The organism is Brevibacterium sp. UCMA 11752, from assembly GCF_021532235.1.
Classification (GTDB): domain Bacteria; phylum Actinomycetota; class Actinomycetes; order Actinomycetales; family Brevibacteriaceae; genus Brevibacterium; species Brevibacterium antiquum.
This window is the reverse complement of sequence record NZ_JACBOS010000003.1, coordinates 2,531,470-2,557,702: the sequence shown is the minus strand read 5'-3', so window position 1 is coordinate 2,557,702 and position 26,233 is coordinate 2,531,470. Positions and strand designations below refer to the sequence as shown.

The following is a 26,233-nucleotide window of genomic DNA, read 5'->3' as shown; positions in this document are numbered from 1 at the left end:
CCGATTGGGAAGGTGAGATGACCGAGACTTCAGAAATACGCGTCGAGCAGGTCAAGCTTGACGAGCTCTATGCACGACTCGACGAATTACGAGATGAGGCAACTGCCCGGCTGGGTACGGTGAGGATCTCCGAAGTCGGCGGCAATCATCAGCACCGGAGCGAACGGGATGCGTTCGCCACCCTGTATGAGGACCAGCTGATCCGGCTCAACAGCGCCGAAGACGGGCTGTGCTTCGGTCGTCTCGATTTCAGATCAGACGCCGAGCCCAGCTACATCGGACGGATCGGGCTCACCGACGCCAACCGTCAGCAGATCCTCATCGACTGGCGCGCACCGGCTTCGGAGCGCTTCTACCAGTCGACTGCTGCCAACCCGGCGGGAGTCGTCCGGCGCCGCCACCTGGTGACGAAGAACCGCACGGTCACAGACCTCGAGGACGATGTGCTCGACATCGAGGCTCTCGACGATGCAGACCGATCGAATCTGCAGGGCGAGGGTGCGCTGATTGCGGCACTGACCAATCACCGGACCGGTCGAATGGGCGATATCGTCGCGACCATTCAGGCCGAGCAAGATGCCATCATCCGCCAACCGCTCCAGGGTGTGCTCGTGGTTCAGGGTGGGCCGGGAACCGGAAAGACGGCGGTGGCACTCCACCGCGCGGCCTTCCTCCTCTATCGGCACCGGGAGCGGATCGCCAAGTCGGGCGTGCTGCTCGTCGGCCCCTCCGCTGTGTTCCTCAAGTACATCGAAAAGGTCCTGCCCAGCCTCGGCGAGACCGGTGCGCTTCTGCTGACACCGGGCCAGCTCTATCCAGGTCTCGAGACCGATCTGACCGATGACACGGATGTGGCAGTGATCAAGGGCCGCTCCGAGATGGCTGCGGTGCTGAAGAACCACATCGCGAACTACGAGCGGATACCCGAGCAGGACGAAGAGCTGCGCGTCGGCTCGCACACCATCTGGCTGCGCCGCCGCGACGTGCGCGGAGCTCGCGATCGAGCCCGTCGCAGCGGGGATGCTCACAATGCCGCCCGCAACGGCTTCGTCTCAGGTCTGCTCAAGACACTCGCAGAAGATCTGGCCAGGGAGATGGGCCTCGACGGTGCAGGTGAGAGACTGCCGGAGCTGATGGACGAGCTGCGCTCGAGCGTGGATGTGCGCCGAGCTCTCAACCTCGCCTGGTTCCCGATCAGTCCTGCTGCGGCACTGCGTGCCCTGCTGTCCAAACCGCACAAGCTGCAGGCCGCTGCCAGGAACCTGCTCTCCCCCGACGATCAGCAGACGCTGATTCGCCCGCCCAACGCCGAGCTCACCGTTGAAGACGTTCCTCTCCTCGACGAACTCGCGGAACTGCTCGGCAGCAGTCCGCAGCAGACTGCTGCCCGCGATGAGTCCGCTCGTGAGTACGCCGAGGCGGTCCTCGACATGACGGACACCTCTGCCCTCATCGATGCCGAGACGCTGGCCGCCAGGTGGGAGGAAGAGGGGCCGACTGTCACCCTGGCAGAGCGGGCGCTCGACGATCGCGAATGGACTTACGGCCACCTCGTCGTCGATGAGGCCCAGGAGCTTTCGCCCATGCAGTGGCGTGTGCTCTTCCGGCGAGTTCCGTCGAAGTCCGCGACTGTCGTGGGCGACCTGGCACAGTCCTCGCACGTGGACAACACCCGGACGTGGAATTCCATCCTGTCCGAGTTCGTCGGGGACCGTTACGCACTGCAGGTGCTGACTGTGTCCTACCGGACGCCTCAGTCGGTGATGGACCTGGCCAACCGCTACCTGCACCGTCATTTCCCGCAGCTCGAACTCGTCGAATCCGTCCGACAGGGCGGCCCCGACCCGCAGATGCGGTCGTTCGCTTCGGCGCAGGACGCGGTCAATGCCCTCGTGCCCACCATCACGGAAGAGGTCGAATCCGTGGAAGGCGGGAAGATCGCCGTGATCGCGCCTGTCGATCTCATCGATTCCGCCGCCGAGGTGCTCGCCGGCTTCGACATCGGCCGTTCGGTCACCAGCCTCGACCATCAGATCGCAGTCATCACGGCGCAGCAGGCGAAGGGACTCGAATTCGATTCGGTCGTCATCGTCGAACCGGGGCTGATCGCCCCTGACGGTCACGAGGACGGGGTCGGCGCGCTCTATGTATCGCTGACTCGAACCACGGACCGGCTGCGGATCCTGGCTGCGGCAGCGACCGAACTGAGCGAGCTCATGGCCGACTGAGTCAGCGCGGCATCTCTCGCGTCGACCGGCACCGGCTGGACGCAGACAGAGGGCGCATCGGAGTCATCTCCGATGCGCCCTCTGTTTCTCTCTGCGCAGATATTCGGCCTGCGACCAGGCTGTTTCCATCCTCAGGGAGAAAGTAAAGGGCCGCTTAACGGTTCGGCTTCCCCTCCGAACCGCAAGCGGCCGCGCGCCAGAAGCGCGCACTGTCAATGTTACACAAGAATCGGTGCGCTGGGCTACTCCGCTCACAGATTTATGGGGTGGTTTTTTCAGTCCTGGAAATCTTCGGGCGTCGCCTGCCTGGCTTCGCCCGATTTCAGAGCCGCATCCGCGCGCAGGGAGTCAATCGCCGTCTCAAAGTCCTCCAGGGAGTCGAAGCCCTGGTAGACGCTGGCGAACCGCAGGTACGCGACCTGGTCGAGCTCACGCAGCGGCTCGAGGATGCTCAGTCCCACCTCGTCGGCGTCGATCTCAGCTATCCCCTTGGAACGGATGTCCTCTTCGACCTTCTGTGCCAGCTTCGCCAGATCGTCATCGTTGACCGGTCGCCCCTGACAGGCTTTGCGCACACCAGACATGATCTTCTGACGGGAGAACTCCTCTGTCACTCCGGAGCGCTTGATCACCGACAGACTGGTCGCTTCCATGGTTGTGAAGCGGCGCCCGCAATGACGGCACTGACGCCTGCGACGGATCGCGGCGCCATCTTCGCTGGTCCGCGAATCGACGACTCGAGAATCTGATTCACGACAGAACGGACAACGCATATCTACTCCTCGAACCTGATGCTGACGGCTCGACCGTGAGCGGGGAGCTGCTCGCTGTCCGCCAGCACCTCGATGTGGTCGGCAACCTCGGCCAGTGCCGAACGGTCATAGTCGATGACCTGGCTGACCTTGATGAATGAGTGCACGCCCAGCCCGGATCCGTGTGCTGCCGTTCCCATCGTGGGCAGGACGTGATTCGATCCTGCGCAGTAGTCTCCCAGCGACACCGGTGCCCAGTCCCCGACGAACACCGCTCCCCCGTTGGTGATCCGAGCGGCAACAGAATGAGCGTCGGCGGTGTGGACCTCGACGTGCTCTCCGGCGTATCCGTTGACGACATCGATTCCTGCGTCCAGATCATCGACGAGGACGATGGCGGACTGCTTTCCCGCCAGGGCGATGCCGATCCGCTCCTTGTGGGTCGCGGCAGGCACCTGGGCGGAGAGTTGGGCCTGCACCCGTTCAACCAGTTCGGTCGAGTCGGTGACGAGGACGGAGGCAGCCAGTTCGTCGTGTTCGGCCTGGCTGATGAGGTCGGCGGCGACGAACGCCGGATCTGCGCTCGCATCGGCGAGGATGATGATCTCGGTGGGACCGGCGACCGCGTCGATGCCCACGTGGGTTCGCATGAGTGATTTCGCGGCGGCGACGTAGGCGTTGCCCGGGCCGGTGATGAGATCGACGGGTTCCAGCTGCTCCTCATCGTCAAGCCCGTAGGCAAGTGCGCCGATGGCCTGGGCACCGCCCATGGCCCAGACCTCATCGACGCCGAGGATGTGGGCTGTGGCGAGCACTGTGGGGTGAGGCAGTCCGTTGCTCTGGGGTGGGCTGGCGATGGCCAGTGAGGCGGACCCTGCTGCCTGAGCCGGCACGACGTTCATCACGACGGTGGATGGATAGACGGCCAGACCGCCGGGCACATAGAGGCCGACCCGTTCGATCGGCAGGTGCCGTGTGGTGACGTGGGCCCCGGAGGCCAGTTCTGTGCGGACATCGGTGGGGCGCTGGTCGTCAGCGACCTTCCTGGCCCGAGAGATCGATTCGACCAGGGCAGCTTTGACGGAAGTGTCCAGTTCGTCTTCGGCGCGCTTCAGCTCGGAGGCGGGCACACGCAGAGTCTCGAGTTCGACGGAGTCGAATCTCGCGGTGAATTCCTTCACGGCACGAGTGCCGCCCGTCTGCACCTGGCTCAGCAGATCGGCCACTCTTCGTTCGATATCGGCATGTGTATCGGCGGCACGGGGCAGCCTCTGCTTGAGGAATCTCTTGCTCAGTCTCTCACCGCGGAAGTCCAGAATGTTCACTCGCCCCATTCTAGTCCCCGTCCCTTCGCCGATTGCCCCTGCCTCCGCTCCAGGCGCTCACGCATTGCCTCAGGCGGTCAGGCAACGAGATCCCAACAGTGCCTTGAGGTCACCGTAGAGGCTGGGGTTCGGGTCGACGCGGATGGCGCGGTCGAGCCGCATCACGGTCTGTCTGCCCGGCTGCGAGAGCACCAGGTGCACATCGGTCTGTCCCTTGTGAGATTCGAGGACCCGGAGCAGCTTGGATGCCATCTCCTCCGTGGCCTTCTCCATCGGCAGCATCAGATTGAGCGGCCGGTCCTTCGGATCGGTGACATCAGGGATCGTCATCGACATCGCCATCATCGAGGTCGGTCGATCATCGGAGAGTCGGATGCGTCCGGTCAGGCTGATGACGAGGTCGGTGGCCAGCAGGCTCGCCACGGGTTCGTAGGTGTCGCCGAAGAACATCACCTCGACCTCTGCCTCGAGGTCCTCCACGGTCACGATCGCATACGGTTTGCCCGAGTTCTTCGAGACCTTGCGCGCAACCTGGGTGATCATGCCGCAGATCTTCACCTGGGAACCGTCGTGGCGGTGGGTCTCCGGATCCACCACATCGGCGATGGAGGCCTCCGATTCGGCGGCGAGGACACCCTCAAGACCGTTGAGGGGGTGGTCGGAGACATAGAGGCCGATCATGTCGCGTTCGAAGGCCAGCTTCTCCTTCTTCTCCCATTCGGGGCGATCGGGTATCGCCACGGAGAAGCTCGGTTCGTCATCGTCCCCGCCGAGGCCGGCGAACAGGTCGAACTGTCCGTTGGCCTCCTGACGTTTGACGCCGATGACCGAATCCACTGCCTCTTCGTGGACTTCGACGAGGGAGCGCCGGGTCTGTCCCAGTGAGTCGAAGCCGCCGGCCTTGATGAGGGATTCGATCGTGCGCTTGTTGCACACGTGGCTGGGCACTTTGTCGAGGAAATCGGTGAAAGAGGTGAATGCCCCCTTCTCCTCACGTGCCTCGACGATGCCGTCGACGACATTGGCGCCGACGTTGCGTACTGCGCCCATGCCGAAGCGGATGTCCTGACCGACTGGGGTGAAGTGCAAGGCCGAATCGTTGACGTCCGGAGGCAGCACGGTGATGCCCAACCGCCGGCACTCGTTGAGGTAGATGGCCAGCTTGTCTTTGTTGTCGCCCACCGAGGTGAGCAGAGCGGCCATGTACTCCGCCGTGTAGTGGGCTTTGAGGAACGCGGTCCAGTAGGACACGAGACCATAGGCGGCAGAGTGGGCTTTGTTGAACGCATAGTCGGAGAAGGGCAGCAGGATGTCCCACAGCGCCTGAGCTGCCGCCTCGGAGTAGCCGCGTTCCTTCATCCCTCCGAAGAAGCCCACCTGCTGTTTGTCCAGCTCGGACTTCTTCTTCTTGCCCATCGCACGACGCAGGATGTCTGCTTGACCCAGCGAGTATCCGGCGACCTTCTGCGCGATCGCCATCACCTGCTCCTGGTAGATGATGAGACCGTAGGTGGTGCCGAGGATGTCCTCGAGCGGCTCTTCGAGTTCCGGGTGGATCGGTGTGACTTCCTGCAGCCCGTTCTTACGCAGCGCGAAGTTCGTGTGGGAGTCGGCACCCATCGGGCCCGGCCGGTAGAGCGCAATCGTTGCGGAGATGTCTTCGAAGTTGTCCGGCTTCATCAGCCGCAGCAGGGCGCGCAGTCCGCCGCCGTCGAGCTGGAACACACCGAGGGTGTCGCCACGGGAGAGAAGATCGTAGGCCCCGCGGTCGTCGAGATCCAGGTGCTCCAGATCGAGATCGTGATCACGGTTCGCCTTGATGTTCTCCACAGCGTCGGAGATGATCGTGAGGTTTCGCAGCCCCAGGAAGTCCATCTTGATCAGTCCGAGGCCCTCAGAGGTGGGGTAGTCGAACTGGGTGATGACCTGACCGTCCTGGAACCGGCGCATGATCGGAATGACGTCGATGATCGGATCGGAGGACATGATCACTCCGGCTGCGTGGACGCCCCACTGCCGTTTCAGTCCCTCGATGCCTTTCGCGGTTTCGAAGGTCTCACGAGCATCCGAGTCCGAGTCGACGAATGCTCTGAATTCCCCGGCCTCGTTGTAGCGCTTGGATTCGGTGTTCTCGATATCGGCCAGCGGAATGTCTTTGGCCATCTCGGCCGGTGGCAGCACCTTGGTCAGGCGCTCCCCCATCGAGAACGGTTTGCCGAGGACTCGTGCGGAGTCCTTGAGCGCCATCTTCGTCTTGATGGTGCCGTAGGTGACGATCATCGCGACGCGTTCGTCACCGTATTTTCTGGTCACATAGTCGATGACCTCGCCGCGGCGACGATCATCGAAGTCGACGTCGAAGTCGGGCATGGAGACACGGTCCGGGTTGAGGAAGCGCTCGAAGAACAGTCCGTGCTTGAGCGGATCGAGATCGGTGATGCGCATCGCGTAGGCGACCATGGAGCCCGCGCCCGAGCCACGTCCTGGGCCGACCCGGATGCCGTTGTCCTTTGACCAGTTGATGAAGTCGGCGACGACGAGGAAGTAGCCGGGGAAGCCCATCGAGATGATGACGTCGAGTTCGTAGTCGGCCTGTTTGCGAACATCGTCGGGAATTCCTCCCGGGTACCGATATTCGAGGCCCGTCTGGACCTCTTTGACCAGCCACGAGGTTTCGTCCTCTCCGGGCGGGCACGGGAACTTCGGCATGTAGTTCGCAGATGTGTCGAACGAGACTTCGCACTTCTCGGCGATCTCGAGCGTGTTGTCGCAGGCTTCGGGGAACTCGGAGAACAGTGCCCGCATCTCCGCAGCAGACTTCAGATAGTAGCCGGATCCGGAGAAGGCGAAACGCGAACCGCCCTGGTCATACGTCGGCTCGATGAGCTTCGACCCCGATTGGATGGCCAGCAGCGCCTCGTGCGCCTTCGCATCGGACTCATGTGTGTAGTGCAGGTCGTTGGTCGCGACCAACGGGATGTCCATCTCCTTCGACAGACGGATCAGGTCCTTGGTCACTCGCTTCTCGATGGAGAGCCCGTGATCCATGAGTTCGACGTAGTAGTTGTCTTTGCCGAACATCTCTCGGTATTTGCCGGCCGCGGCCCTCGCCTCTTCGTACTGTCCCAGGCGCAGACGAACCTGGATCTCCCCCGAGGGACAGCCTGTCGTCGCGATCAGTCCGTCAGAATAGGTCTCCAACAGGTCCTGGTCGATGCGCGGCCATTTGCTGAACACGGAATCGAGGGATGCATAGGACGAGGCTTTGAACAGATTGCGCATGCCGGTGTTGTTGCGTGAGAGCAGCGTCATGTGGGTGTAGGCGCCGCCGCCTGAGAGGTCATCGCGTTTCTGCGACTCGTCCGTGCGCCATTTCACCCTCGTCTTGTCACGCCGGTCAGTTCCCGGGGTGACATAGGCTTCGACTCCGATGATGGGTTTGATGTCGGCGGCGGTCGCCTGTGACCAGAAGTCGAAGGCTCCGAACAGGTAACCATGGTCCGTGGTCGCGATGGCCGACATTCCCGAGGCCTTCGTCGCGGCCATCAGGTCCGTGAGTCGGGCTGCTCCGTCCAACATCGAGTATTCGGTGTGAACGTGAAGATGGACGAAATCGTCTTTCGGCACTGGCAGCCTTCCCTCTGATATGACCTGTGTTGCGACCACCAGCTTAGACCATCCGAGACTGACAGATCAGTCCACCGGTGACTCGCCCGACGAGGCCTGCGCCACCACCTCGGCGGCCGAAGCAGAATCGCTCAGCGAGGAGATGATGCGGTGTTCGGTGCGCTCATCCGGCTAGCGTTCAGGGTGTGCGGATGCGATCGATCGCATACTGCAGGTCGTCGGGGTATCCGCTCTCGAATTCGACCCATTCGTTCGATTCCGGGTGATGGAATCCGAGTTTGACGGCGTGCAGCCACTGACGTTCCAGGCGCAGATCCTTGGCCAGGCCCGGATCGGCTCCGTAGGGAAGATCACCGACGCAGGGACGTTTGAGGGCGGAGAAATGAACTCGGATCTGGTGGGTGCGTCCGGTTTCGAGATGAACCTCCACCAGGGAGGCCCGACGGTGCGCTTCGAGGACCTCATAGTGGGTGATCGCGTTCTTTCCTCCGCTGTGGACGGCATAGAGGCCGTCATGTCGCGGATTGCGAGCGATGGGAGCGTCGATCGTGCCGAGCACCGGATCCGGCAGTCCCTGGACGACCGCGTGATAGGTCTTCTCCACGGTACGTTCCTTGAACGCGCGTTTGAGCACGCTGTAGGCGTACTCGCTCTTCGCGATGACCATCAGGCCCGAGGTGCCCACGTCGAGACGCTGCACGATCCCCTGCCGCTCAGGCGCACCCGAAGTGGCAATCCTGAAACCGGCGGCAGCGAGCCCGCCGACGACGGTGCGCCCCTTCCACCCCAGCGCCGGGTGTGCCGCGACGCCAACGGGTTTGTCGACGACGACGAAGGAATCCTCGTCATGGACGATCTTCATCCCAGGGACCGGATCTGGCACGACCTCCAACGGCTGTGGAGGCTCGGGCATCATGATGTCCAGGCGTGCACCGGCTTCGACGCGGTCTGATTTTGCCACGATCTGTCCGGACAGCTGCACGCCCCCTTCTGCGCAGATGTCGGCGGCTGCTGTGCGGGAGAGCCCCAGCAGCTTCGACAGCGCCGAGTCCACCCGCTGGCCCTCTAGGCCCTCGGGTACCAGGATCGAGCGTTCAGCCATGTGTGTCCTCTCCGACCGTGCTCGGGTGCTTCGAGTCCGATCCGTCCAGTTCAATGCCTGTGAGGCTTGCCACCACAAGGGTGACTGCCGCGGCGGATATCGCAATGTCGGCGACATTGCAGATGAAAAACGATAGGTCGATGAAATCGACGACGGCTCCGTGGAGGAAGCCGGGCTCACGGAACAGACGATCCACAAGGTTGCCGAACAGTCCGCCCAGCAGCAGTCCCAGTCCGATGGCCCACGCCACCGAGCCCAACTTCCTCGACAGCATGATGATGCCTGCGAACACGATGATCGCGATCAGGGGGAAGATCCAGGTCACTCCGGAGCCGAGTCCCAGCGCCGCCCCGGGATTCCGGTAGAAGTTGAAGCCCGCCAGCGTGCCGATGACCGAGATCGGCTCCTGACCTTCAAGTAATGTGACTGCGAGGAACTTGGTGAACTGATCCACCACGAGGACAATCACGGCTATGCCGAACAACGTCCCGAGCATTCTGCGCCGCCGGGGTCTCGTCTCAGTGGCATCGTCGTTCATTTGGCTCATTCTAACTCACTGACTGAGGGCACGAAGGCGGCAGCTCCGAAGCTTCGGTCCAACTCATGAGGGCACGAACAAGGCCCGGGATCTCCAAGGAGTTCCCGGACCTTGCGTGTCTGCTGTGACGAATCAGAGTTTGTGATTCGACGACGAACCGAAGGAGTTCCCGTCCAGGGTCTCCGGTGCCAGACTGGTTGAGTTCTCGAGGTCGCGCAGCTGATCGTTGAGGTAGCTCTTCAGACGCGTCCGGTACTGACGCTCGAAGTTCGACAGCTGGTCGATCGAACGCTCGAGAGTCGACTTCTGAGTTTCCAGATTCGACAGGGTCTCATCACGCTTGGTCTCGGCCTTGCCGACGATGTCCTTGGCTTCGGTCTCTGCACTCCTGATGAGCTCGTCGCGACGGCGTTCGCCCTCTGCCACGTGCTCGTCGTGGACGCGCTGAGCAAGAGCGATGAGTCCGTGAGCGTCGCCATCTCCGCTGCCCAAGCTCGATCCGAGGCCCAGCCCGGCGGCAGTGCCTGCCGCAGCAGGTGCAGCGCCGTTGACGGCTGGAGCTGATTGGTTCGCAGGAGGGGTCTGCGAAGCGGGCGATGCTTCCTTGACTGCAGGTGCCGAAGACTGCTCGGTCTTCTCCGGAACAGCAGGTGCTGCAGGAGTCTGGCCCTGCTTCGGCGCATCGGTGTTGTTCGGGGAAGAGGGAGCTGGCACCGCAGCAGGCATAGCCTGAGTGGCATCGATGTCCTGAGCAGGTGCAGCAGCAGATGCCCCGCCGGCGTCGAGTTCCTTGACGCGCTGTTCGGCAGTGGAGAGCTTCTGGCGAAGTTCGTCGTTCTCCTGGTAGAGACGGCGGATCTCTACGACAACCTCATCGAGGAAATCGTCGACTTCATCCTGGTCGTACCCGTCGCGGAACTTCACATGCTGGAACCGCTTGTTTACTACGTCTTCAGGCGTGAGCGCCATGAGGTCACCTTTGGTCGATCTACATTCATTACGCTGCCGCCATTCAGACGGCTTCAACGTCACATTAGCGTAACACCTGCAGTTTTGTCCTGCAGAAAAGCCGTGTCGCAATTTTCATATGACGAAGTTGTAATAATCGAGCCTAGCAACACTCGGAACTGTTCAGCGAACCGGGCACCATCTCACGATCCTCACAGTGACGTGTGCATCATTCGCGTAACGAAGTCGTAACACCTCGCCGTGCGCCGTCCGAGCAGGTGGTTTCAGACGGTCACCCTCGAGAAGTTGAACAGCACTGATGCCAGAATCTGAATTCCGATCAGCAGCACGATGAAGCCCAGATCCAGTGAGATCTGTCCCAACCGCAAGGGTGGAATCACCTTGCGCAGCAGACGCAGCGGCGGATCGGTCAATGTGTACACGATCTCCGCCAGCACAAGGAAGAAGCCGGCGGGCTTCCACTCGCGCGAGAACACCTGAACGAGGTCGAGGACCACTCGTGCCAGGAGAACATAGACGTAAAGACTGAGTGCCGTGCCGAGGATGTAGAAGATGATGGCCACGTGTTTCCTCGTGCCTTTCTTTGATGCTTAGCTGTCGCTCCACAGCCTATACGTCGGAGCTGAGGATGAGATAAGAACGTCGTCAACCCGACGTCGAACTGCTCAACTCTGGTTGAAGAAGCTCGCCTGAGTATCCGGATCCGACTCGTTCTCTCCGCTGACCTCGATGTCCTCAGGGGTGAGAAGAAACACCTTGTTCGTCACGCGCTCGATGGAACCGTGCAGACCGAAGATCAGTCCGGCTGAGAAGTCAACGAGGCGCTTCGAATTGTTCTCGTCCATCTCGGACAGGTTCATGATCACCGGTGTGCCCTCACGGAACGCGGCACCGATCACCATAGCGTCGTTATAGCTGCGGGGATGGATGGTCTTGATGCGATTCATGGAGATTCCTGGCGCGGGAGAGTCAACTGGACGTATCGGTGTCGGATGGATCGGCGTCACTTGGGCAGGGGGCCGTTCCTCGTCCTCGACGTAGTCTTCGACGGGCTCTTCGTAGGTGTCGATGACCTCACGGTCCCGACGTTCGATGGGCTCGTCCTCTTCTTCGACGAAACCCAGGTATTCCAGCGTCTTCTTGATTGCTGACATTTTTCCACTCCTCGGCCTTAGGCACTTCCTCGCCTGCCGCCAAACTATCTCAACAGACCAGCCTGGCGGGTGAGTCTCATGGGTGTGTCGTGGGGTTTTCTTCCTGGAGCCAGACCACGCCTGCGAATCGGCCGGTGCTGTGCTGCCTCCGGTAGGAGAACAGATCCTCGGATTCCCGTGTGCAGGTCCGTGAGAAATGGTCGATGCTCACGCCTGCACGGCGCAGCTGTTCAGCCACCGCCCCCGCCACATCGATCGCCGGGGTTCCCGTCACAGACACGGAGGCGGCCACGGGTTCCACTGCGGCGACCTCGTCCCGCAGTGCGGCAGGAACTTCGTAGCAGCGTGGGCACACTGATGGTCCGATGATCGCATGGATGTCCGTGGCGCCCAGATTCTGCATGTGGGTGATCGTCTCCGGCACGACGCCTGCTGCCATTCCGGGCCGGCCTGCATGAATCGCACCGATGACACCAGCCTCGGTGTCCGCGAGCATGATCGGTGTGCAGTCTGCGACCATGATGGCCAGTCCGATACCGGCGCGGGTCGTGACCTGAGCGTCGGCTGTCGCAGGATCCTCACGCAGCTGTTCCGGCGAATCGATGTTGCGCACATCGGTTCCATGGACCTGGGACACGAAGCTGAGCCGCTCGCCGCTCAGCCCGAGCACCTGAGCCAGAGCGGCCCGGTTGGCGGCGACGAGCTCATCATCATCCCCGACGTGTCGGGCGAGGTTGAACGATGACAGGTCGCCCCTCGAGTAGCCGCCGTGCCGGTCGGTGAACGCCACATGTGCGTTCAGCCTTCCGGGAACGACGAATCTCGAGTGCAGCATCTTACTTCAGGAAATCCGGGATATCGAGGTCGTTGTCGAGGCTCGAGGTGCTGCGCTCATTAGGCAGGGAAGTCGGAATCTGGTGCTCGTCGCTGCGAGGTTCAGGCTCGACGTCCGCTGCCGGCTCAGCCTGTTCGGCTGGCGCGGGTTCGACTTCTGCGGGGTTCGCCGCCATCGGAATCGAGGCAGGAGCAGCAGCCTCGGCCGGGGCTGAGTCCTGGCCTGCGACCGTGTTGTCGAAACCGGCGGCGATCACGGTGACGCGGCATTCGTCGCCGATATTGTCATCGATGACTGCACCGAAGATGATGTTGGCTTCGGGGTGCGCGGCTTCCTGCACCAGTCGAGCTGCTTCGTTGACTTCGAACAGGCCGAGGTCGGCGCCGCCCTGGATGCAGAACAGCACGCCGTGGGCACCGTCGATGCTGGCTTCGAGCAGAGGTGAGGCGATGGCCGACTCGGCCGCCTGAACGGCACGGTCATCCCCGGTGGCTGCTCCGATGCCCATGAGCGCCGTGCCGGCGTCCTGCATCACGGACTTCACGTCGGCGAAGTCGAGGTTGATCAGGCCGGGAACGGAGATGAGGTCGGTGATGCCCTGGACACCCGAGCGCAGCACCTCGTCAGCCGAGCGGAATGCGTCGACGACGGAGACGCTGCGGTCCGAGATGGAGAGCAGTCGGTCGTTGGGGATGACGATGAGGGTGTCGACCTCTTCGCGAAGCGCGGCGATGCCGGCCTCGGCCTGCGCGGAACGACGGCGTCCCTCGAAGGTGAATGGGCGGGTGACGACGCCGATCGTCAGTGCGCCCAGCGAACGTGCGACACGGGCGACGACCGGAGCCGCACCTGTGCCTGTTCCGCCGCCTTCACCAGCGGTGACGAAGACCATGTCGGCACCCTCGAGTGCGTCGCGGATGGCTTCTTCGCTGGAGTCTGCGGCCTTACGGCCGATCTCCGGATCAGCACCGGCGCCGAGTCCGCGCGTCTGGTCGCGTCCGATCTCGAGCTTCACGTCGGCGTCCGAGAGCACAAGCGCCTGGGCATCGGTGTTGATCGCGATGAACTCCACGCCGCGCAGTCCGACGTCGATCATCCTCTGAACAGCGTTGACACCGCCGCCGCCGGTACCGGCAACTTTGATATCCGCTCCGGATTGTGGGAATTCAGCCAAGTCGGTTCCTCTTTCGGCGCATCGTCCACGCATCATCTGCGTGCAAATTCGAAAAGTCTTCTTTGCCCTGAGGCTATTGTCCGGGGCAACACCACTGCAACCATTCTCGCCGGAGTGTCGGACATCGGCCAAACTTCAGACCCGGTGTGTCGGCGGCAATGCCGGTCAACTGTCCTGGTTTCGCGGGTTTTCAGTTGGTGACGGGCACAGAGGGAACTGAGACGTCGATATCGGTGCGACCATCGGCCGCCAGCTGCAGGGCGGTGCGCATCTTCAGGCTTGCGTTTGTGCTGTCACCGAAGACAACTTTCGCCTTCGCCTTTCCAGTGTCGATGACCCCTGCGATGTTGTTCTCGTCCTTGGCGTGGATCGAGGCCAGGTCGGAGCGCACCTGTGGTCGGAGTTCTGCCATGAAGCGGATCACGGCAGCCACGGTCTTCTGGTCTGGTGCGCCGCCGGACTCTTCGAGAACGGTCACGCCCTTGGGAGCCTTCTTGACGGTGCCCAGATTGACGGCTTCATCGTCGAAGAGCTTGAATCCGCTGGTCGTTGTGATCGCCAGAACCGGGTCCCTGTCGGTGATTTCGATGCTCAGGCTCCGTGGTCCCGAATAGTGCACCGAGGCTTCCTTTGCCCGGGGAAACTCCTTGAGGATGTTCTTCTCCACTGCGCCGGGGCGTACCCGGGGCAGCGGTGTGCCGCCCTCGGTGTCGAGCACTGATTTCGAGACCTGTTCGTGGTCGACCAGCTCGCTGCCTTTGACGCTGACCTTGTCGAGGGCCAAGAGCGGCGAGAGCCAGAGCACGGCGGCGATGACGAGGACCGCCGCGGCTGCCCCGATGAGCACGAGACGCTGGCGCCAGACCTGGTTCCGACGTGCCCGGATGATCCCGGTGAGGTCCGCAGTCGAGTTGTCACCGGTGCGCGGTTCGGGAAGGGGCGCCACGGTGTTCAGGCCTCCAGAGCGGTGAGCAGCTCAGGGCCGAGGATCGTCACATCCCCGGCACCGAGTGTGAGCACAAGGTCGCCGGGGCGCACACGCGCTGCGACATACGGCACCGCTTCGCTGAATGATTCGACGAAGGTCACGTTCTCGTGTGGGACGCGATCGGCGATCAGCGCACCGGTGACACCTGGAACCGGGTCCTCCCTTGCTGGGAAGACGTCGAGTACGACGACCTCGTCGGCGAGCCCGAGGGCTTCGCCGAATTCGGCTCGGAATTCCATCGTGCGCGAGTAGAGATGTGGCTGGAAGATCGCCCATACCCTGCCCTCTTCGGTGACGACACCCCGAGCTGCGCTGAGCACCGCTCGCAGCTCGGTCGGATGGTGAGCGTAGTCGTCGATGACGCGCACACCGGCCGCGATTCCGCGTTCTTCGAAACGTCGCCGGGTGCCGCCGTAGTTTCCGAGTCCGCTGGCCGCCTTGGCCACATCTGCGCCGAGGCTGTGGGCGACGGCGATAGCCGCCGTCGCGTTGAGTGCGTTGTGGGTACCCGGCTGCCGCAGCGCGACCGGCAATGGCTCTGCCTGTCCCGGGACGTCGAGAACGAATTCGGAGACCAGACCCGATCGGAGTTCGCGGAGGCGGATATCTGCGGCTTCGGAGGTGCCGTAGAGGATGACGGAAGTCCCCTGCGCCCGTGCCTCCTCGGCGACATCGAGCGAACCCGGGTCATCGGCGCAGGCGATGACGGTGCCGCCGTCGGCACCGATTCCGGCACAGAATTCGACGAACGCCTCCCGTACCTTCTCCGGGGTCCCGTAGTAGTCCAGGTGGTCAGCTTCGACGTTGGTGAGGATGCCGATCGTGGGTTCGTAGAGCAGGAACGAGCCGTCCGATTCGTCCGCTTCTGCGACGAAGACGTCTCCGGTGCCCAGATGGGCGTTGGTGCCTGTCGTGGACAGCACTCCCCCGATGACGAACGAGGGATCGAGCCCGCAGGCCTGCAGCGCCACGGTCGTCATGGACGTCGTGGTGGTCTTGCCATGGGTCCCGGCCACCGCCACGGCTCGCTTGTCGGCCATCAGCGATGCCAGTGCACCTGAGCGATGGAGGATCCGCAGGCCCCTGCCTTCGGCGGCGACGAGCTCGGGATTGTCTTTGCGGATGGCTGAGGAGATGACGAGGGTGTCTGCCTCGCCGAGGTTGTCCGCCGAGTGTCCGATCTCGACTCTGGCGCCCAGTGTCCGCAGCACGTCGACGACCGCTGATTCCTTCGCATCGGAGCCAGAGACGGTGACGCCGTTCATGACCATGATCCGTGCGATCCCGGACATGCCCGAACCGCCGATTCCGATGAAGTGGACGGCACCCAGCTCTGTGGCCGGGACGATTTCAGCTGTGCTCATGTTCAACCTCTCAGAGCGCGAGTGACGATGGTGGCCATGGTGCTGGCGGCATTGGTCGGATAGTGCAGCTCAAGGGCTGCTTTGCTCATGGCGTCCAAGCGAGCCTGGTCGGTCACCAGGGGCAGGATCTGTTCGGTCACGGTTGACGGGGTGAAGTCCGCATTGTCGACGAGCAGTGACGCGCCGGCCCTGACGCTGCCGGCGGCGTTGAGGCGCTGTTCTCCGTTGCCGATGGCAAGTGGGACGTAGAGCGCGGGAACTCCGACCACGGTGGCCTCCGACACGGTCGCTGCGCCCGAACGTGCCACAAGCAGGTCCGCGACCGCGTAGGCTCTGTGCATTCCATCGACGTAGTCGACGACATGGTAGTCGGGCAGCTGGGCTGCTGCTTCCCGCAGAGCGTCATCCTTGCCGGCACCGGTGATGTGCAGGACCTGCACCCCGTTCTCCTGGCACATCGGGGCCGCTGCGAGGAAGGCATCGTTGATGCGCTGCGCTCCGGAGGACCCACCGGTGACCACGAGGACGGGCTTGTCGTCGTTGAGACCGAGATCTTCTCGCCACGCCTGTCGCTGGACTGAGTCGCTGCGGTCGAGCGTCGAGATCTCGGTCGGCATCGGCATGCCCACGAGCTCGGAATTGCGCAGCTTCGTATCGGGGAAGGTGACTCCGACCATGCCCTGTTTCGTCAGGGCGGCGCCAAGCCGGTTCGCCATTCCGGGCTTCGCATTCGCCTCGTGGACGAGCAGAGGGATCTTCGCCTGTTTGGCGGCGATGAACGCGGGTGGGCAGACGTATCCGCCGACTCCCACGACGGCCTTCACATCTCGTTCGGCGATGATCGCCTTGACGTGGGAGATGTTGGCGGCGAAGCGTTTCGGGAATTTCAATGCGGCAGGGCTGATCGAGCGCGGCATCGGGACCTTGTCGATCGTGAGGAGTTCGAAGCCGGCCTTCGGAACGATGTCGGCTTCGAGGCCGTCGGCGGTGCCGAGGGCGAAGACGCCCCAATCGGGGTGGTTCTCACGCAGCTCGTGGCCGATCGCCAACATGGGCGAAATATGGCCGGTGGTACCTCCACCGGCGAGGAGAATGCTCGTCATCTCACTTCTTTCTCTTTCTGGCCAGTACGGCGAAGGAGGACCTCACACGGTCCTTGTGCACTCTGATCGCGGCGGGAGCTCCGTCCTCGGTTCTGGCAAAGGACAGAATCACCCCGACCGCCAGCAGAGAGGCGACGATGGAGGATCCGCCATAGGACACGAAGGGCAGGGGCAGTCCGATGACCGGCAGGAGTCCGGTGACGACAGCGATGTTGATTGCGGCCTGGCCGATCAGCCAGGCGAAGAGTCCGGCCGTGGCGATCTGGACGAATCGGGATTTCGAGCGCAGGATCACCCTCATCATCCCGCAGGCCAAGGCGACGAACATCAGTATCACGGCCAGCGACCCGAGCAGGCCGAGCTCCTCGCCGATGATGGCGAAGATGAAGTCGTTGTGGGCTTCGGGCAGCCAGGACCATTTCTCTCGGCTGGCACCGAGGCCCACTCCCAGCCAACCTCCGGAGGCCAACGAGAACAGACCGTGGTTGGACTGCCAAGCCTGGCCGGTGACATCGGATGCAGTCTGGTCTGCGTGACCGGTGAGTGCCGCGGTGATGCGTTGGAGTCGGTTCTGAGAACTGAAGACGAAGAACGCGGCGACAGCAGCCAGAGCGCCGAAGAGCAGGAGGAAGTACTTCCAGGGGAAGAAGCCGATGAACAGACACACCAGGGACATGGCCATGAGCACCAGCCCCGTGCCGAGGTCATTGCCGCCGACGACGAGGCCGACAGCGATGATGATGCCCGGGACGACGGGGATCATGGCGTGGCCGAAGGTTGTCATCTTTCCGTACTTGCTGGCCAGGACGGCTCCCAGCCACACGGCCAGGGCAATCTTGAGGAACTCTGAGGGTTGGAGCTGGAACCCGCCGAACTGGATCCAGTTCGCGTTGCCCTTCGTTGACTTGCCGACACCGGGGAGGAATACGGATGCCTGCATGACAACGCCGAGCAGCAGCGCCCACCATGACACTTTCCGCCAAGTGTGCAGCGGAAAGAACGAGGTCACGACCATGAGGACGATGCCCAACGCGACGAACCCAGCCTGCTTATTGAAGTAGGCGAAGGATGATCCTTCTCCGCCGTCATAAGAGGTGATCGAGGACGCTGAGAGGACCATGACGAGTCCGAGGGACGTGAGTGCGAGGACCGAAACCAGAATCAGGTAATAGGTCGTCAGCGGATAGGCAGAGACTCGGTCGAATTCACGGCGCACCGAAGACAGCATTGCCCGAGCAGCTCCTGCCCGAGGATGATTCCGAGGGTGAGTCGTCTGGGTGCTGCGTACGCTCATCGTCTGTTTGCCGTTGCGAGCAGAACTCGTGCCGACGGTCTTCTTCGGCGTGGCCTTCTTTGCAGCAGTGGTCTTCTTCGGCCCTGCCCGCTTCGTGCCAGCTGTGGTCTTCGAAGACGACGCTTTCGCGGTCGCGGTGTTCTTCACAGTCGCGGTCTTCGGCGCGTTCGGCGACTTCGCGCTCGACTTCGCGCTCGGCTTCGCTGCAGTCTTCTTCGCTGCGGCCTTCGTGTTCCCCGCGGGGCCAACGGCCGGCTGGGCGTGCTGGGCCGGCTCGGCCGACCTGGTCGATCGGTGACGGCGTGACTGAGATCTCGCGGTTGTCTGCCGTCCCATGTCAGCTCCCCAGGTGAGCGTGGACAGCCTGGGTGAAGAGTTCACCCCGAGTGTTGTAGTTGAGGAATTGGTCCATGCTGGCTGCCGCGGGAGCCAGCAGTACGGTGTCGCCTGCGCGGGCGATGTCTGCGGCTGCTTCCACTGCTGCAGCGACCACGGCTTCGCCCCGGCGTCGGGGTACGCCCGAGTCCACGGCGAGAGCAGGTTCGATTCTGATTACGTCGAGATCTGGAACTGTCGCCGCGATGGCCTCACGGAAGGCTGCTTCTTCGGCTCCGATGAGCACGAGTGCTCGGAGTCTGTGGCCGTGATCGGCGAAAAGTGAGGTGAAGTCCGCCCCTTTGGGCAGCCCTCCGGCGATCCAGACGATCGAGTCGAAGCTGCCGAGCGAAGCATTGGCTGCGTGGGTGTTCGTCGCCTTCGAATCGTCGACCCAGGTGATCTGGTTGCTCTCCGCCACGGTGACCATCCGGTGGGCTCCGAGCGAGTGGTTCTTCAGTCCCTCCGAGATCGCCTGACCCGGTACCCCGATGCTCCGTGCCAGGGCTGCGGCCGCGAGTGCGTTCGACACCTGGTGGTCTGCCGGCGCACGGCCGGGAACTCCGGTCGCGGCGGCGACATCGTCCAAGGAGGCGAGTTCAGCGGCCGAGGAGTATCGCTGCGGAATGAAGGCGCGATCGACCAGCATATCTTCGACGACGCCCAGCTCCCCCGGTCGTGGGATGGCCGTCGTGAAGCCGATGGCTTTGGCACCGTCGACGACGTCGGCTTCTTCGACCATGTGCAGTGTCACCTCGTCGGCGACGTTGTAGATGCACGCGGTCTTGGCCTGGTGATAGATCTTGGCCTTATCGGCCTCATAGGCATCGGCGCTGCCGTGCCAGTCCAGATGATCGGGGGCGATGTTGAGCACGGCGGCGGCGTCGGCACTCAGCGAATACTGCCAGTGGAGCTGGAAGCTCGAGAGTTCGATCGCCAGCACCTCGAGTCCGGGCTCGAGCACGGCTTCAAGGAGCGGTGCACCGATGTTGCCGCAGGCCTTGGCCTTGCGACCACCGGCCAGGAGCATGGATTCGAGCATGGTCGTGGTCGTCGTTTTGCCGTTGGTGCCGGTGATCGCCAGCCATTTGGCGTCGTTGGTGCCACGGATCCGCCAGGCCAACTCGACTTCGCCGATCACGGGCACACCCGCCTCGGCGGCGGACAGGAGCAAGGGGTGGTCGGGACGCCACCCGGGCGAAGTCACGACCAGATCGAGCGGTTCCGCGGGCAGGTTCGTGACGTGGTCTTCTCCGCGCCGGATATCGACGTCGAAGACCTCGAGGATCTGAGCCTTCTCGCTGACGTCTGACTGATCATCGCCGTCGACGACGATCACATCGGCACCGCGTTCGCCGAGATGGACAGCTGCGGGAAACCCTGTCACACCGAGACCGGTGACGAGGATCCGCAACCCGTCCAAGGACGAGCTCGGCCCCACGAGTGCGGCCGGGATCGCCTCGGCGTTCGGATAATCGGTGAGGGGATTCTCAGCCAATGCGAGACACCCATTCGGCGTAGAAGAGACAGATTCCGGCGATGACGAAGAGTGCGGCGATGATCCAGAACCGGACCACGATCGTGACCTCTGCCCATCCCTTGAGTTCGAAGTGATGTTGGAGCGGAGCCATTCGGAAGACGCGTTTTCCGGTGGTCTTGAACGACACGACCTGAATGATCACGGAGAGTGTGATGATGACGAAGAGTCCGCCGAGGACGACGAGCAGAAGCTCGGTCCGCGACATGATCGCGAGACCGGCGATTGCGCCGCCGATGGCCAGGGAGCCGGTATCCCCCATGAAGATCTTCGCAGGTGAGGTGTTGAACCACAGGAAGCCGAAACACGCAGCTGCCATGGCCCCGGCGACCATAGCGAGGTCACGTGGATCGCGCATGTAGTAGCAGGCGTTCGTGGCATCCGTCATCAGATTGCAGTTCTGCGTCGACTGCCATGTGCCGATGACGACATAAGCGGCGAAGACGACGACCGAAGCGCCGGCGGCCAGTCCGTCGAGGCCGTCGGTCAAGTTCACCGCATTCGATACCGCGGTGACGATGAGGTTGGCCCAGATGACGAACAGGATGAGTCCGAGCACTGCGGATCCGAATGCCAGGTCGAGGTTGGTGTCGCGGATGAACGACACCTTCGTCGACGCCGGGGTTTCACCGAATGAGTTCGGGAACTGCAGGGCCAGCACAGCGAAGGAGATTCCGACGAAAGCCTGGCCGAGGAGCTTGGGCACCGGTCGCAGGCCCAGGGAGCGCTGCTTCTTGATCTTGATGAAGTCGTCGAGGAAGCCGACCACTCCGAGTCCTGCGGCCAGCCAGAGGACGAGGAGTCCGGAAGCGGTGGGCACGGATCCGGTGAACAGGTGTCCGAGCAGGTAGGCCAGGATGGCGGCACCGATGATGACGACGCCGCCCATGGTCGGTGTGCCGCGTTTCGTGGCGTGTGAGGTCGGTCCGTCATCACGGACGAACTGGCCGTAGCCTCGTTTGACCAGAACACGGATGAACAGCGGCGTGCCGACCAGTGCCAGGATCAGTGCCAGGCAGGCGGCGAGCAGTACGGCGATCATTGGGCCCCCGATACACCGGCGATTTCATCTCCGAGATAGCGCAGACCGGCATCTCTGGAGGATTTGAACAGGACGATGTCCCCGGGAGCCAATTCCGCACTCAGCAGGTCCTTCGCTTCGGCAGCTGTCGCGACCCAAGCCGCTTCGTTGCCCCATGAACCTTCGAGGTTCGCAGCGTTGAAGATGGGCTTCGCTCCGTCACCGACGACGATGGTGCGGGTGATGTTGAGTCGCACGACGAGCTCGCCGATATCGGAGTGTGCGGAAATGGATTCGTCGCCGAGCTCCAGCATCTCGCCGAGGACGGCGAACGTCCGACGTGGTCGGCTGTCCTCGTCGCCGCGGCCCATCGACGCCAGCGTCTTCAAGGAGGCGCGCATTGACTCCGGGTTCGCGTTGTAGGCGTCGTTGAGCACGGTCACGCCCGAGGGTGAGTCGATGAGCTCCATGCGCCAGCGGCTCGCGGCCGAGGAGGTTGAAAGCGTGGTCACGATGGACTTCACGCCAACCCCACAGGCGTGGGCGATGGCTGCCGAGGCAAGGGCATTGCCCACGTGATGTTCACCGATCAGAGCCAGACGAACGTCCTGCGGCTCCTCCCCTGGCAGGTTCAGCGAGAAGGTTGCGTGTCCGGAGGCGTCTGTCGTGACGCCTGTGCCACGGACGACGGAGTCCTCACCGGCAACCCACTCTGGCAGCGATTCCCGTTGTGAGAACCACAAGGTGTCGACCTCTGGCGAGAGGACCTCTCGCATTCCGGCCACTCGTGAGTCGTCGGCGTTGAGGATGGCAACGGATCCGGCAGTGAGGGACTCGACGAGTTCAGCCTTCGCACGGGCGGTGTTCTCGATCGAGCCGAACACACCCGAATGGGCGGTGCCGACCGCGAGCTCGACAGCGATGTCGGGGCGGACAAGGCTGGTGAGGTAGGCGAGATTGCCGATCGAACGGGCGCCCATCTCAAGGACCAGGAAGCGCGTGGTCTCCCCCGCCTGCAGTGCCGTCAGGGGCACGCCTACCTCGTTGTTGTAGGAGTTCGGCGGCCACACCGTCTCGGCCTCGCCGGCGAGCAGATCGGCAGCGAGATCCTTCACTGTGGTTTTGCCGACCGATCCGGTGATCGCGATGACCGTGATCTCACCGACCTCGCGCAGTGCCTCGATGTTGGCCTTGGCCAACTGGCCCAGTGCCTCAGTGGCATCGGAGACGAGGACCGTCGGCAGGGTCGCATCGTCAAGCGTGGGAACGGATTCGCCGATGATCAGCGCTGCGCCGGCCTCCACGGCTGCTGCTGCGAATTCGATGCCGTCGAAGGATTCACCTCGGCGGGCAACGTAGATATCGCCGGGTCCGACTTCTCTCGAATCGGTTACCACTCCGGCGGACAATTTGGTCTCGGGGTCTACGCCGTACAACTCGCCGGAGACGGCGGTTGCTATTTCGGCTGCACTCAGTCGCTTCATATCAACTGTGAACTTTACCTGTTTGTACGCCGCCAAGTCGCGCGCGCAGCGCCGAGCGTGTCCTCAACCGGTCGTCGAAGTCGGTCACCACCCCGCCTGCGGACTGCCCGGTTTCGTGCCCCTTCCCTGCGATGAGCACGGTTGTGGAGGTTCCAGCAGCAGCAATCGCCTGGTCGATGGCGGCCCCTCTTTCTGCCACTTCAATGACTTTCTTCACACGTGCACCTCCGGTTGAGATCTCAGCATCGATGCCATCTTTGATAGCGGCCCGGATCGTTGCCGGATCCTCGGTGCGCGGATTATCGTCGGTGAGAACGATCACATCGGCTCCCCGAGCGGCTGCCTGGCCCATTCCGAATCGCTTCCCTCTGTCCCGGTCACCGCCGGCGCCGAAGATGATCACCAGTTCGTCGCTGTCGGCGTGGAGTGACTCCAGCGCCTTCTCGATCGCGTCGGGGGTGTGCGAGTAGTCGACGATCGCGCGTGGGAGGAGTTCCGGATGAGACTGGCCCTCGGCTCGTGGTCCGCTGACGTCGATGATCTCCATCCGTCCGGGGACCGATGCGACGAAGGTTCGGCCGATTTCGTTGAGGTCGGTGGCCGGAATTCCGGCTTCCAGGAGCATGGCTGCGGCCAGTGCAGTGTTCGTGACGTTGAAATCTCCCGGCAGCGGGGATCGCAGTGCGATGACCTCATCATCGGGTCCGTCGAGGTGGAGGACGAAGTCTGATTCTCCTGGAGTGTGTTCGATCCGCCAGTCGCTGCGATCGTCGCGTCCCAGCGTGCGCACCGGCACCTGTGCCGCCTCGACCATCTTCTCGCCCCACCTGTCCTCAACGACGATGACGGCGGTGTCGGAGAAGGCGCGAGTGAACAGCTCGGCCTTGACGCCGAAGTATTCGTCCATGGAATTGTGGAAGTCGAGATGGTCCTGGGAGAGGTTCGTGAAACCTGAGACGGCGAAGTGGGCACCGTCGACGCGGTGCTGGCTCAGAGCATGTGAGGACACTTCCATGGCACAGGTGTCGACATCAGCAGCGCGCATCTTCGCGAACAGGGCATGCAGCTCGGGAGCTTCCGGAGTCGTGCGCACGCTCGGCTCGGTGACACCGGCGATCAGCGTCGCCACTGTCCCGATGACACCGGTGCGATGACCGAGGGCCTCAAGCATGCCGTCGACCAGATAGGTCGTCGTCGTCTTTCCGTTGGTTCCGGTCACACCGATCAGCTGAGGGCGCCCCGAAGTGCCGTACACGGCGGCCGAGACATAACCCAGAACGGCTCGCGGGTGCTCCACGATCAGCCCGGTCACCTCGGCGAGAGTCTGCGGGTCGACACTGTGGGCGATCATGTCCCAGCCGGTCGCGTCGGTGAGGATCGCGGCGACCCCGCGATCGATGAGATCCGGCGCGAACTTCGCTCCATGGACGTTCGCGCCCGGCAGCGCGGCATAGAGGTGGCCGGGCGATACCGTGCGCGAATCGTGAGAGACTCCCCCGACCTCGCGGTCGGGATCTCCATGAATGGTTCCAGGGGCTGCTGGCAGCAGCTGTGAGATGCGCATTATTTCCATTCTCGAGCAGGGAGCTGGGGATCTGCGGTCGACGGTGGGATCTTGAGGTGCCGCATGGCGAAGCCGGCGACATCGGAGAATACCGGAGCTGCGGCGCTTCCACCGTAATAGCCGTTTCGGGGCCGCTGCAACGTCACAGAGATCGCGATCTGCGGGTCCTCGGCGGGGAGGACGCCGACGAAGGAGGCTGTGTAGCCGTCGTAGCCGCCGCCCTCGGCTGCCGGTGCCTGCGCGGTTCCTGTCTTTCCCGCCACCCTGTAGCCGGAGACCTGTGCCGATTTGCCGGTGCCCTCGGCAACGACGCCTTCGAGCATGGACAGAGTCTGGTCAGCGGCCTTCTTGCTGATGACGCGTTGAGGTTCGCCTGCCTGATTCGGGATCGTCTTCCCTGATGGGGAGACCGTTCCATCGACGAGCTTCGAGGGGACATGCACTCCGCCGTTGGCGATCGTCGCGATGACATCGGTGGTCTGCACGGCGTTCGCGGCCACGCCCTGGCCGAACATCACGGTGTATTTGGTGCGGCCGTCCCAGTCCTTGTAGGGGTGGAGGATGCCAGAGGTCTCGGCAGGGAACTCGATGCCTGTCGGCGAACCGAACCCGAACTTCTTCAAGTAACCGTAGCGCTGTTCTTCCGAGAGTTTGTTGCCCGCCAGAATGGTGCCGGTGTTCGACGATTCGGAGAGGATTCCGGCGAAGGTGAGCTTCTCGTCCGGGTGGGGGTGCGAGTCCCGGAATTCCTCTCCGTTGGGTGCCTTCCACTTGTCCGGAACCGTGAACTCCTGTTCAGGGGTGACCAGACCCTGGTCGAGCAGAGCCGCGGCCGTGACCATCTTTGCGGTCGAGCCGGGTTCGAAGACGTCGGTGAAGATGCGCGAACCACGGTCGGTGCCGCCCACTTTGCCCGGTGAGTTGGGATCGACGCTGGGTGCGTCTGCGGCGGTGAGGATCTTGCCGGTCTCGATGTCCTTGATGACGATCGAGGCTGATTCGGCCTCATGTTCCTTCCGCTGCTCCTCAATCGCCTGTTGGGCGTAGTACTGCAGGGCCGGGTCGATCGTCGTCTGCAGGCCTTTGCCATCGACGGCATTGCGCGTGTTGTTGTCGCCGAGCGGGATGATCTCGCCTCGAGCACCGCGTTCGTACTGCTGTTGACCGTCGCGCCCGTTCAACTGGTCGTTGTAGGCCATCTCCAGGCCCGCCTGAGGCTGGCCGTCCGAGCTGAGGAAGCCCACGAGGTTCCCTGCCACTGCACCTGATGGGTAGGAGCGCACGGCGTACTCCTCGGCGGAGAGGCCGAGGATGTTGAGCTTCTTCACGGCCCGCCAGGTCTCGGAGGTGAGTCCCTTGGCAACGGGGTTCCAGCGTTTGTCGCCGACAAGTTTCGGGTACAGCAGTCCGGGGTCGGTGTCGAGGGGCTTCGCCAGAGCTTCGGCTGCTCCCCAGGCCCCGACCAGTTTTCCGTCAACCTTGTACTGGGCCACGTTCTGCTGGTCCACGACGAGCTGATATCGGGAGACGCTGTCAGCCAGGACCGTGCCGTCGGAGGCCAGAATCTGACCCCGCGAGGCGGGCAGGGTCTTGGTGACGAGTCGGTTCGACAGTGCCTTCTCAGCCAGTTTCATCGAATCCATGCCCTGGATCGAGATCAGCCGTCCGGAGGTCACGAGGAGAACCAGGATGGACAGAGCCGCGATCAGTGCCATCCGCAGGCGAAGGTTGGGTTTGCCTCGTCCGCCTTTGTTCTTCACCCGAGTGGCTCGTGGGCCCATTGCACTGTCCTTGGTCCT

At 63.0% G+C, this 26,233-nt stretch carries 21 protein-coding genes; 2 read left to right on the top strand and 19 right to left on the bottom strand.

Features of this window, described 5'->3' with window-relative positions; translation table 11 throughout:
• Positions 1-17: 17 nt before the first annotated feature.
• On the top strand, positions 18-2,228 hold the full coding sequence (locus tag HU144_RS11350; RefSeq protein WP_235351429.1) for a HelD family protein: 2,211 nt from the start codon (positions 18-20) through the stop codon (positions 2,226-2,228).
• 275 nt (positions 2,229-2,503) lie between these two features.
• On the opposite strand, the gene nrdR is transcribed toward HU144_RS11350, so the two are convergent.
• From nrdR to ftsW, 14 genes are all read right to left on the bottom strand, one after another.
• A complete protein-coding gene (gene nrdR, locus HU144_RS11345) occupies positions 2,504-3,001 on the bottom strand; it encodes a transcriptional regulator NrdR (protein ID WP_235351428.1) in 498 nt (165 codons plus the stop codon).
• Between the two features lie 2 nt (positions 3,002-3,003).
• On the bottom strand, positions 3,004-4,314 hold the full coding sequence (gene hisD, locus HU144_RS11340) for a histidinol dehydrogenase (RefSeq protein ID WP_235351427.1): 1,311 nt from the start codon (positions 4,312-4,314) through the stop codon (positions 3,004-3,006).
• 60 nt (positions 4,315-4,374) lie between these two features.
• Positions 4,375-7,884, bottom strand: a complete 3,510-nt coding sequence (gene dnaE, locus HU144_RS11335; protein WP_235352690.1) for a DNA polymerase III subunit alpha — start codon at positions 7,882-7,884, stop codon at positions 4,375-4,377.
• A 226-nt stretch (positions 7,885-8,110) separates the two neighbouring features.
• The gene (locus HU144_RS11330; RefSeq protein WP_235351426.1) at positions 8,111-9,034 is read right to left on the bottom strand and encodes an RluA family pseudouridine synthase; all 924 of its coding nucleotides are present in this window, start codon (positions 9,032-9,034) and stop codon (positions 8,111-8,113) included.
• A complete protein-coding gene (locus tag HU144_RS11325; RefSeq protein ID WP_235351425.1) occupies positions 9,027-9,572 on the bottom strand; it encodes a signal peptidase II in 546 nt (181 codons plus the stop codon). The genes HU144_RS11330 and HU144_RS11325 overlap by 8 nt, the downstream gene beginning before the upstream one ends.
• A 132-nt stretch (positions 9,573-9,704) precedes the next feature.
• Positions 9,705-10,541, bottom strand: a complete 837-nt coding sequence (locus HU144_RS11320; protein ID WP_235351424.1) for a DivIVA domain-containing protein — start codon at positions 10,539-10,541, stop codon at positions 9,705-9,707.
• Between the two features lie 263 nt (positions 10,542-10,804).
• Positions 10,805-11,104, bottom strand: coding sequence for a YggT family protein (locus HU144_RS11315; protein WP_235344682.1), 300 nt, complete (start codon positions 11,102-11,104; stop codon positions 10,805-10,807).
• Between the two features lie 102 nt (positions 11,105-11,206).
• Positions 11,207-11,695, bottom strand: a complete 489-nt coding sequence (locus tag HU144_RS11310; RefSeq protein WP_198396398.1) for a cell division protein SepF — start codon at positions 11,693-11,695, stop codon at positions 11,207-11,209.
• Positions 11,696-11,771: 76 nt separating this feature from the next.
• Positions 11,772-12,530, bottom strand: a complete 759-nt coding sequence (gene pgeF, locus HU144_RS11305; RefSeq protein ID WP_235351423.1) for a peptidoglycan editing factor PgeF — start codon at positions 12,528-12,530, stop codon at positions 11,772-11,774.
• 1 nt (position 12,531) lies between these two features.
• Positions 12,532-13,704, bottom strand: a complete 1,173-nt coding sequence (gene ftsZ / locus HU144_RS11300) for a cell division protein FtsZ (RefSeq protein WP_198396400.1) — start codon at positions 13,702-13,704, stop codon at positions 12,532-12,534.
• Positions 13,705-13,894: 190 nt separating this feature from the next.
• Positions 13,895-14,650, bottom strand: a complete 756-nt coding sequence (locus tag HU144_RS11295) for a cell division protein FtsQ/DivIB (protein WP_235351422.1) — start codon at positions 14,648-14,650, stop codon at positions 13,895-13,897.
• A gap of 5 nt (positions 14,651-14,655) precedes the next feature.
• Entirely contained in the window at positions 14,656-16,056 is a 1,401-nt protein-coding gene (gene murC, locus HU144_RS11290; RefSeq protein ID WP_235351421.1) for a UDP-N-acetylmuramate--L-alanine ligase, read from the bottom strand.
• A 2-nt stretch (positions 16,057-16,058) separates the two neighbouring features.
• On the bottom strand, positions 16,059-17,159 hold the full coding sequence (locus HU144_RS11285; RefSeq protein ID WP_235351420.1) for a UDP-N-acetylglucosamine--N-acetylmuramyl-(pentapeptide) pyrophosphoryl-undecaprenol N-acetylglucosamine transferase: 1,101 nt from the start codon (positions 17,157-17,159) through the stop codon (positions 16,059-16,061).
• Between the two features lies 1 nt (position 17,160).
• Entirely contained in the window at positions 17,161-18,387 is a 1,227-nt protein-coding gene (ftsW, locus tag HU144_RS11280) for a putative lipid II flippase FtsW (RefSeq protein WP_235351419.1), read from the bottom strand.
• A 94-nt stretch (positions 18,388-18,481) separates the two neighbouring features.
• On the opposite strand from ftsW, the gene HU144_RS11275 reads away from it, so the two are divergent.
• The gene (locus tag HU144_RS11275) at positions 18,482-18,751 is read left to right on the top strand and encodes a hypothetical protein (RefSeq protein WP_235351418.1); all 270 of its coding nucleotides are present in this window, start codon (positions 18,482-18,484) and stop codon (positions 18,749-18,751) included.
• 39 nt (positions 18,752-18,790) lie between these two features.
• Here HU144_RS11275 and murD read toward each other — a convergent pair whose 3' ends face one another.
• Genes murD through HU144_RS11250 form a run of 5 tightly spaced genes read right to left on the bottom strand, consistent with a single transcriptional unit; the run spans position 18,791 to position 26,215 of the window.
• Positions 18,791-20,326 (bottom strand): UDP-N-acetylmuramoyl-L-alanine--D-glutamate ligase, encoded by a 1,536-nt coding sequence (gene murD / locus HU144_RS11270; protein WP_235351417.1) that lies wholly within the window; start codon positions 20,324-20,326, stop codon positions 18,791-18,793.
• Positions 20,319-21,407: a phospho-N-acetylmuramoyl-pentapeptide-transferase gene (mraY, locus tag HU144_RS11265; RefSeq protein ID WP_235351416.1), complete on the bottom strand. Its 1,089-nt coding sequence runs from the start codon at positions 21,405-21,407 to the stop codon at positions 20,319-20,321. Before mraY ends, murD begins: the two co-directional genes overlap by 8 nt.
• Positions 21,404-22,870, bottom strand: a complete 1,467-nt coding sequence (locus HU144_RS11260) for a UDP-N-acetylmuramoyl-tripeptide--D-alanyl-D-alanine ligase (RefSeq protein ID WP_198396407.1) — start codon at positions 22,868-22,870, stop codon at positions 21,404-21,406. Before HU144_RS11260 ends, mraY begins: the two co-directional genes overlap by 4 nt.
• 1 nt (position 22,871) lies before the next feature.
• The gene (locus tag HU144_RS11255; protein ID WP_235351415.1) at positions 22,872-24,434 is read right to left on the bottom strand and encodes a UDP-N-acetylmuramoyl-L-alanyl-D-glutamate--2,6-diaminopimelate ligase; all 1,563 of its coding nucleotides are present in this window, start codon (positions 24,432-24,434) and stop codon (positions 22,872-22,874) included.
• Positions 24,434-26,215 (bottom strand): peptidoglycan D,D-transpeptidase FtsI family protein, encoded by a 1,782-nt coding sequence (locus HU144_RS11250; protein ID WP_198396409.1) that lies wholly within the window; start codon positions 26,213-26,215, stop codon positions 24,434-24,436. The genes HU144_RS11255 and HU144_RS11250 overlap by 1 nt, the downstream gene beginning before the upstream one ends.
• Positions 26,216-26,233 lie beyond the last annotated feature (18 nt).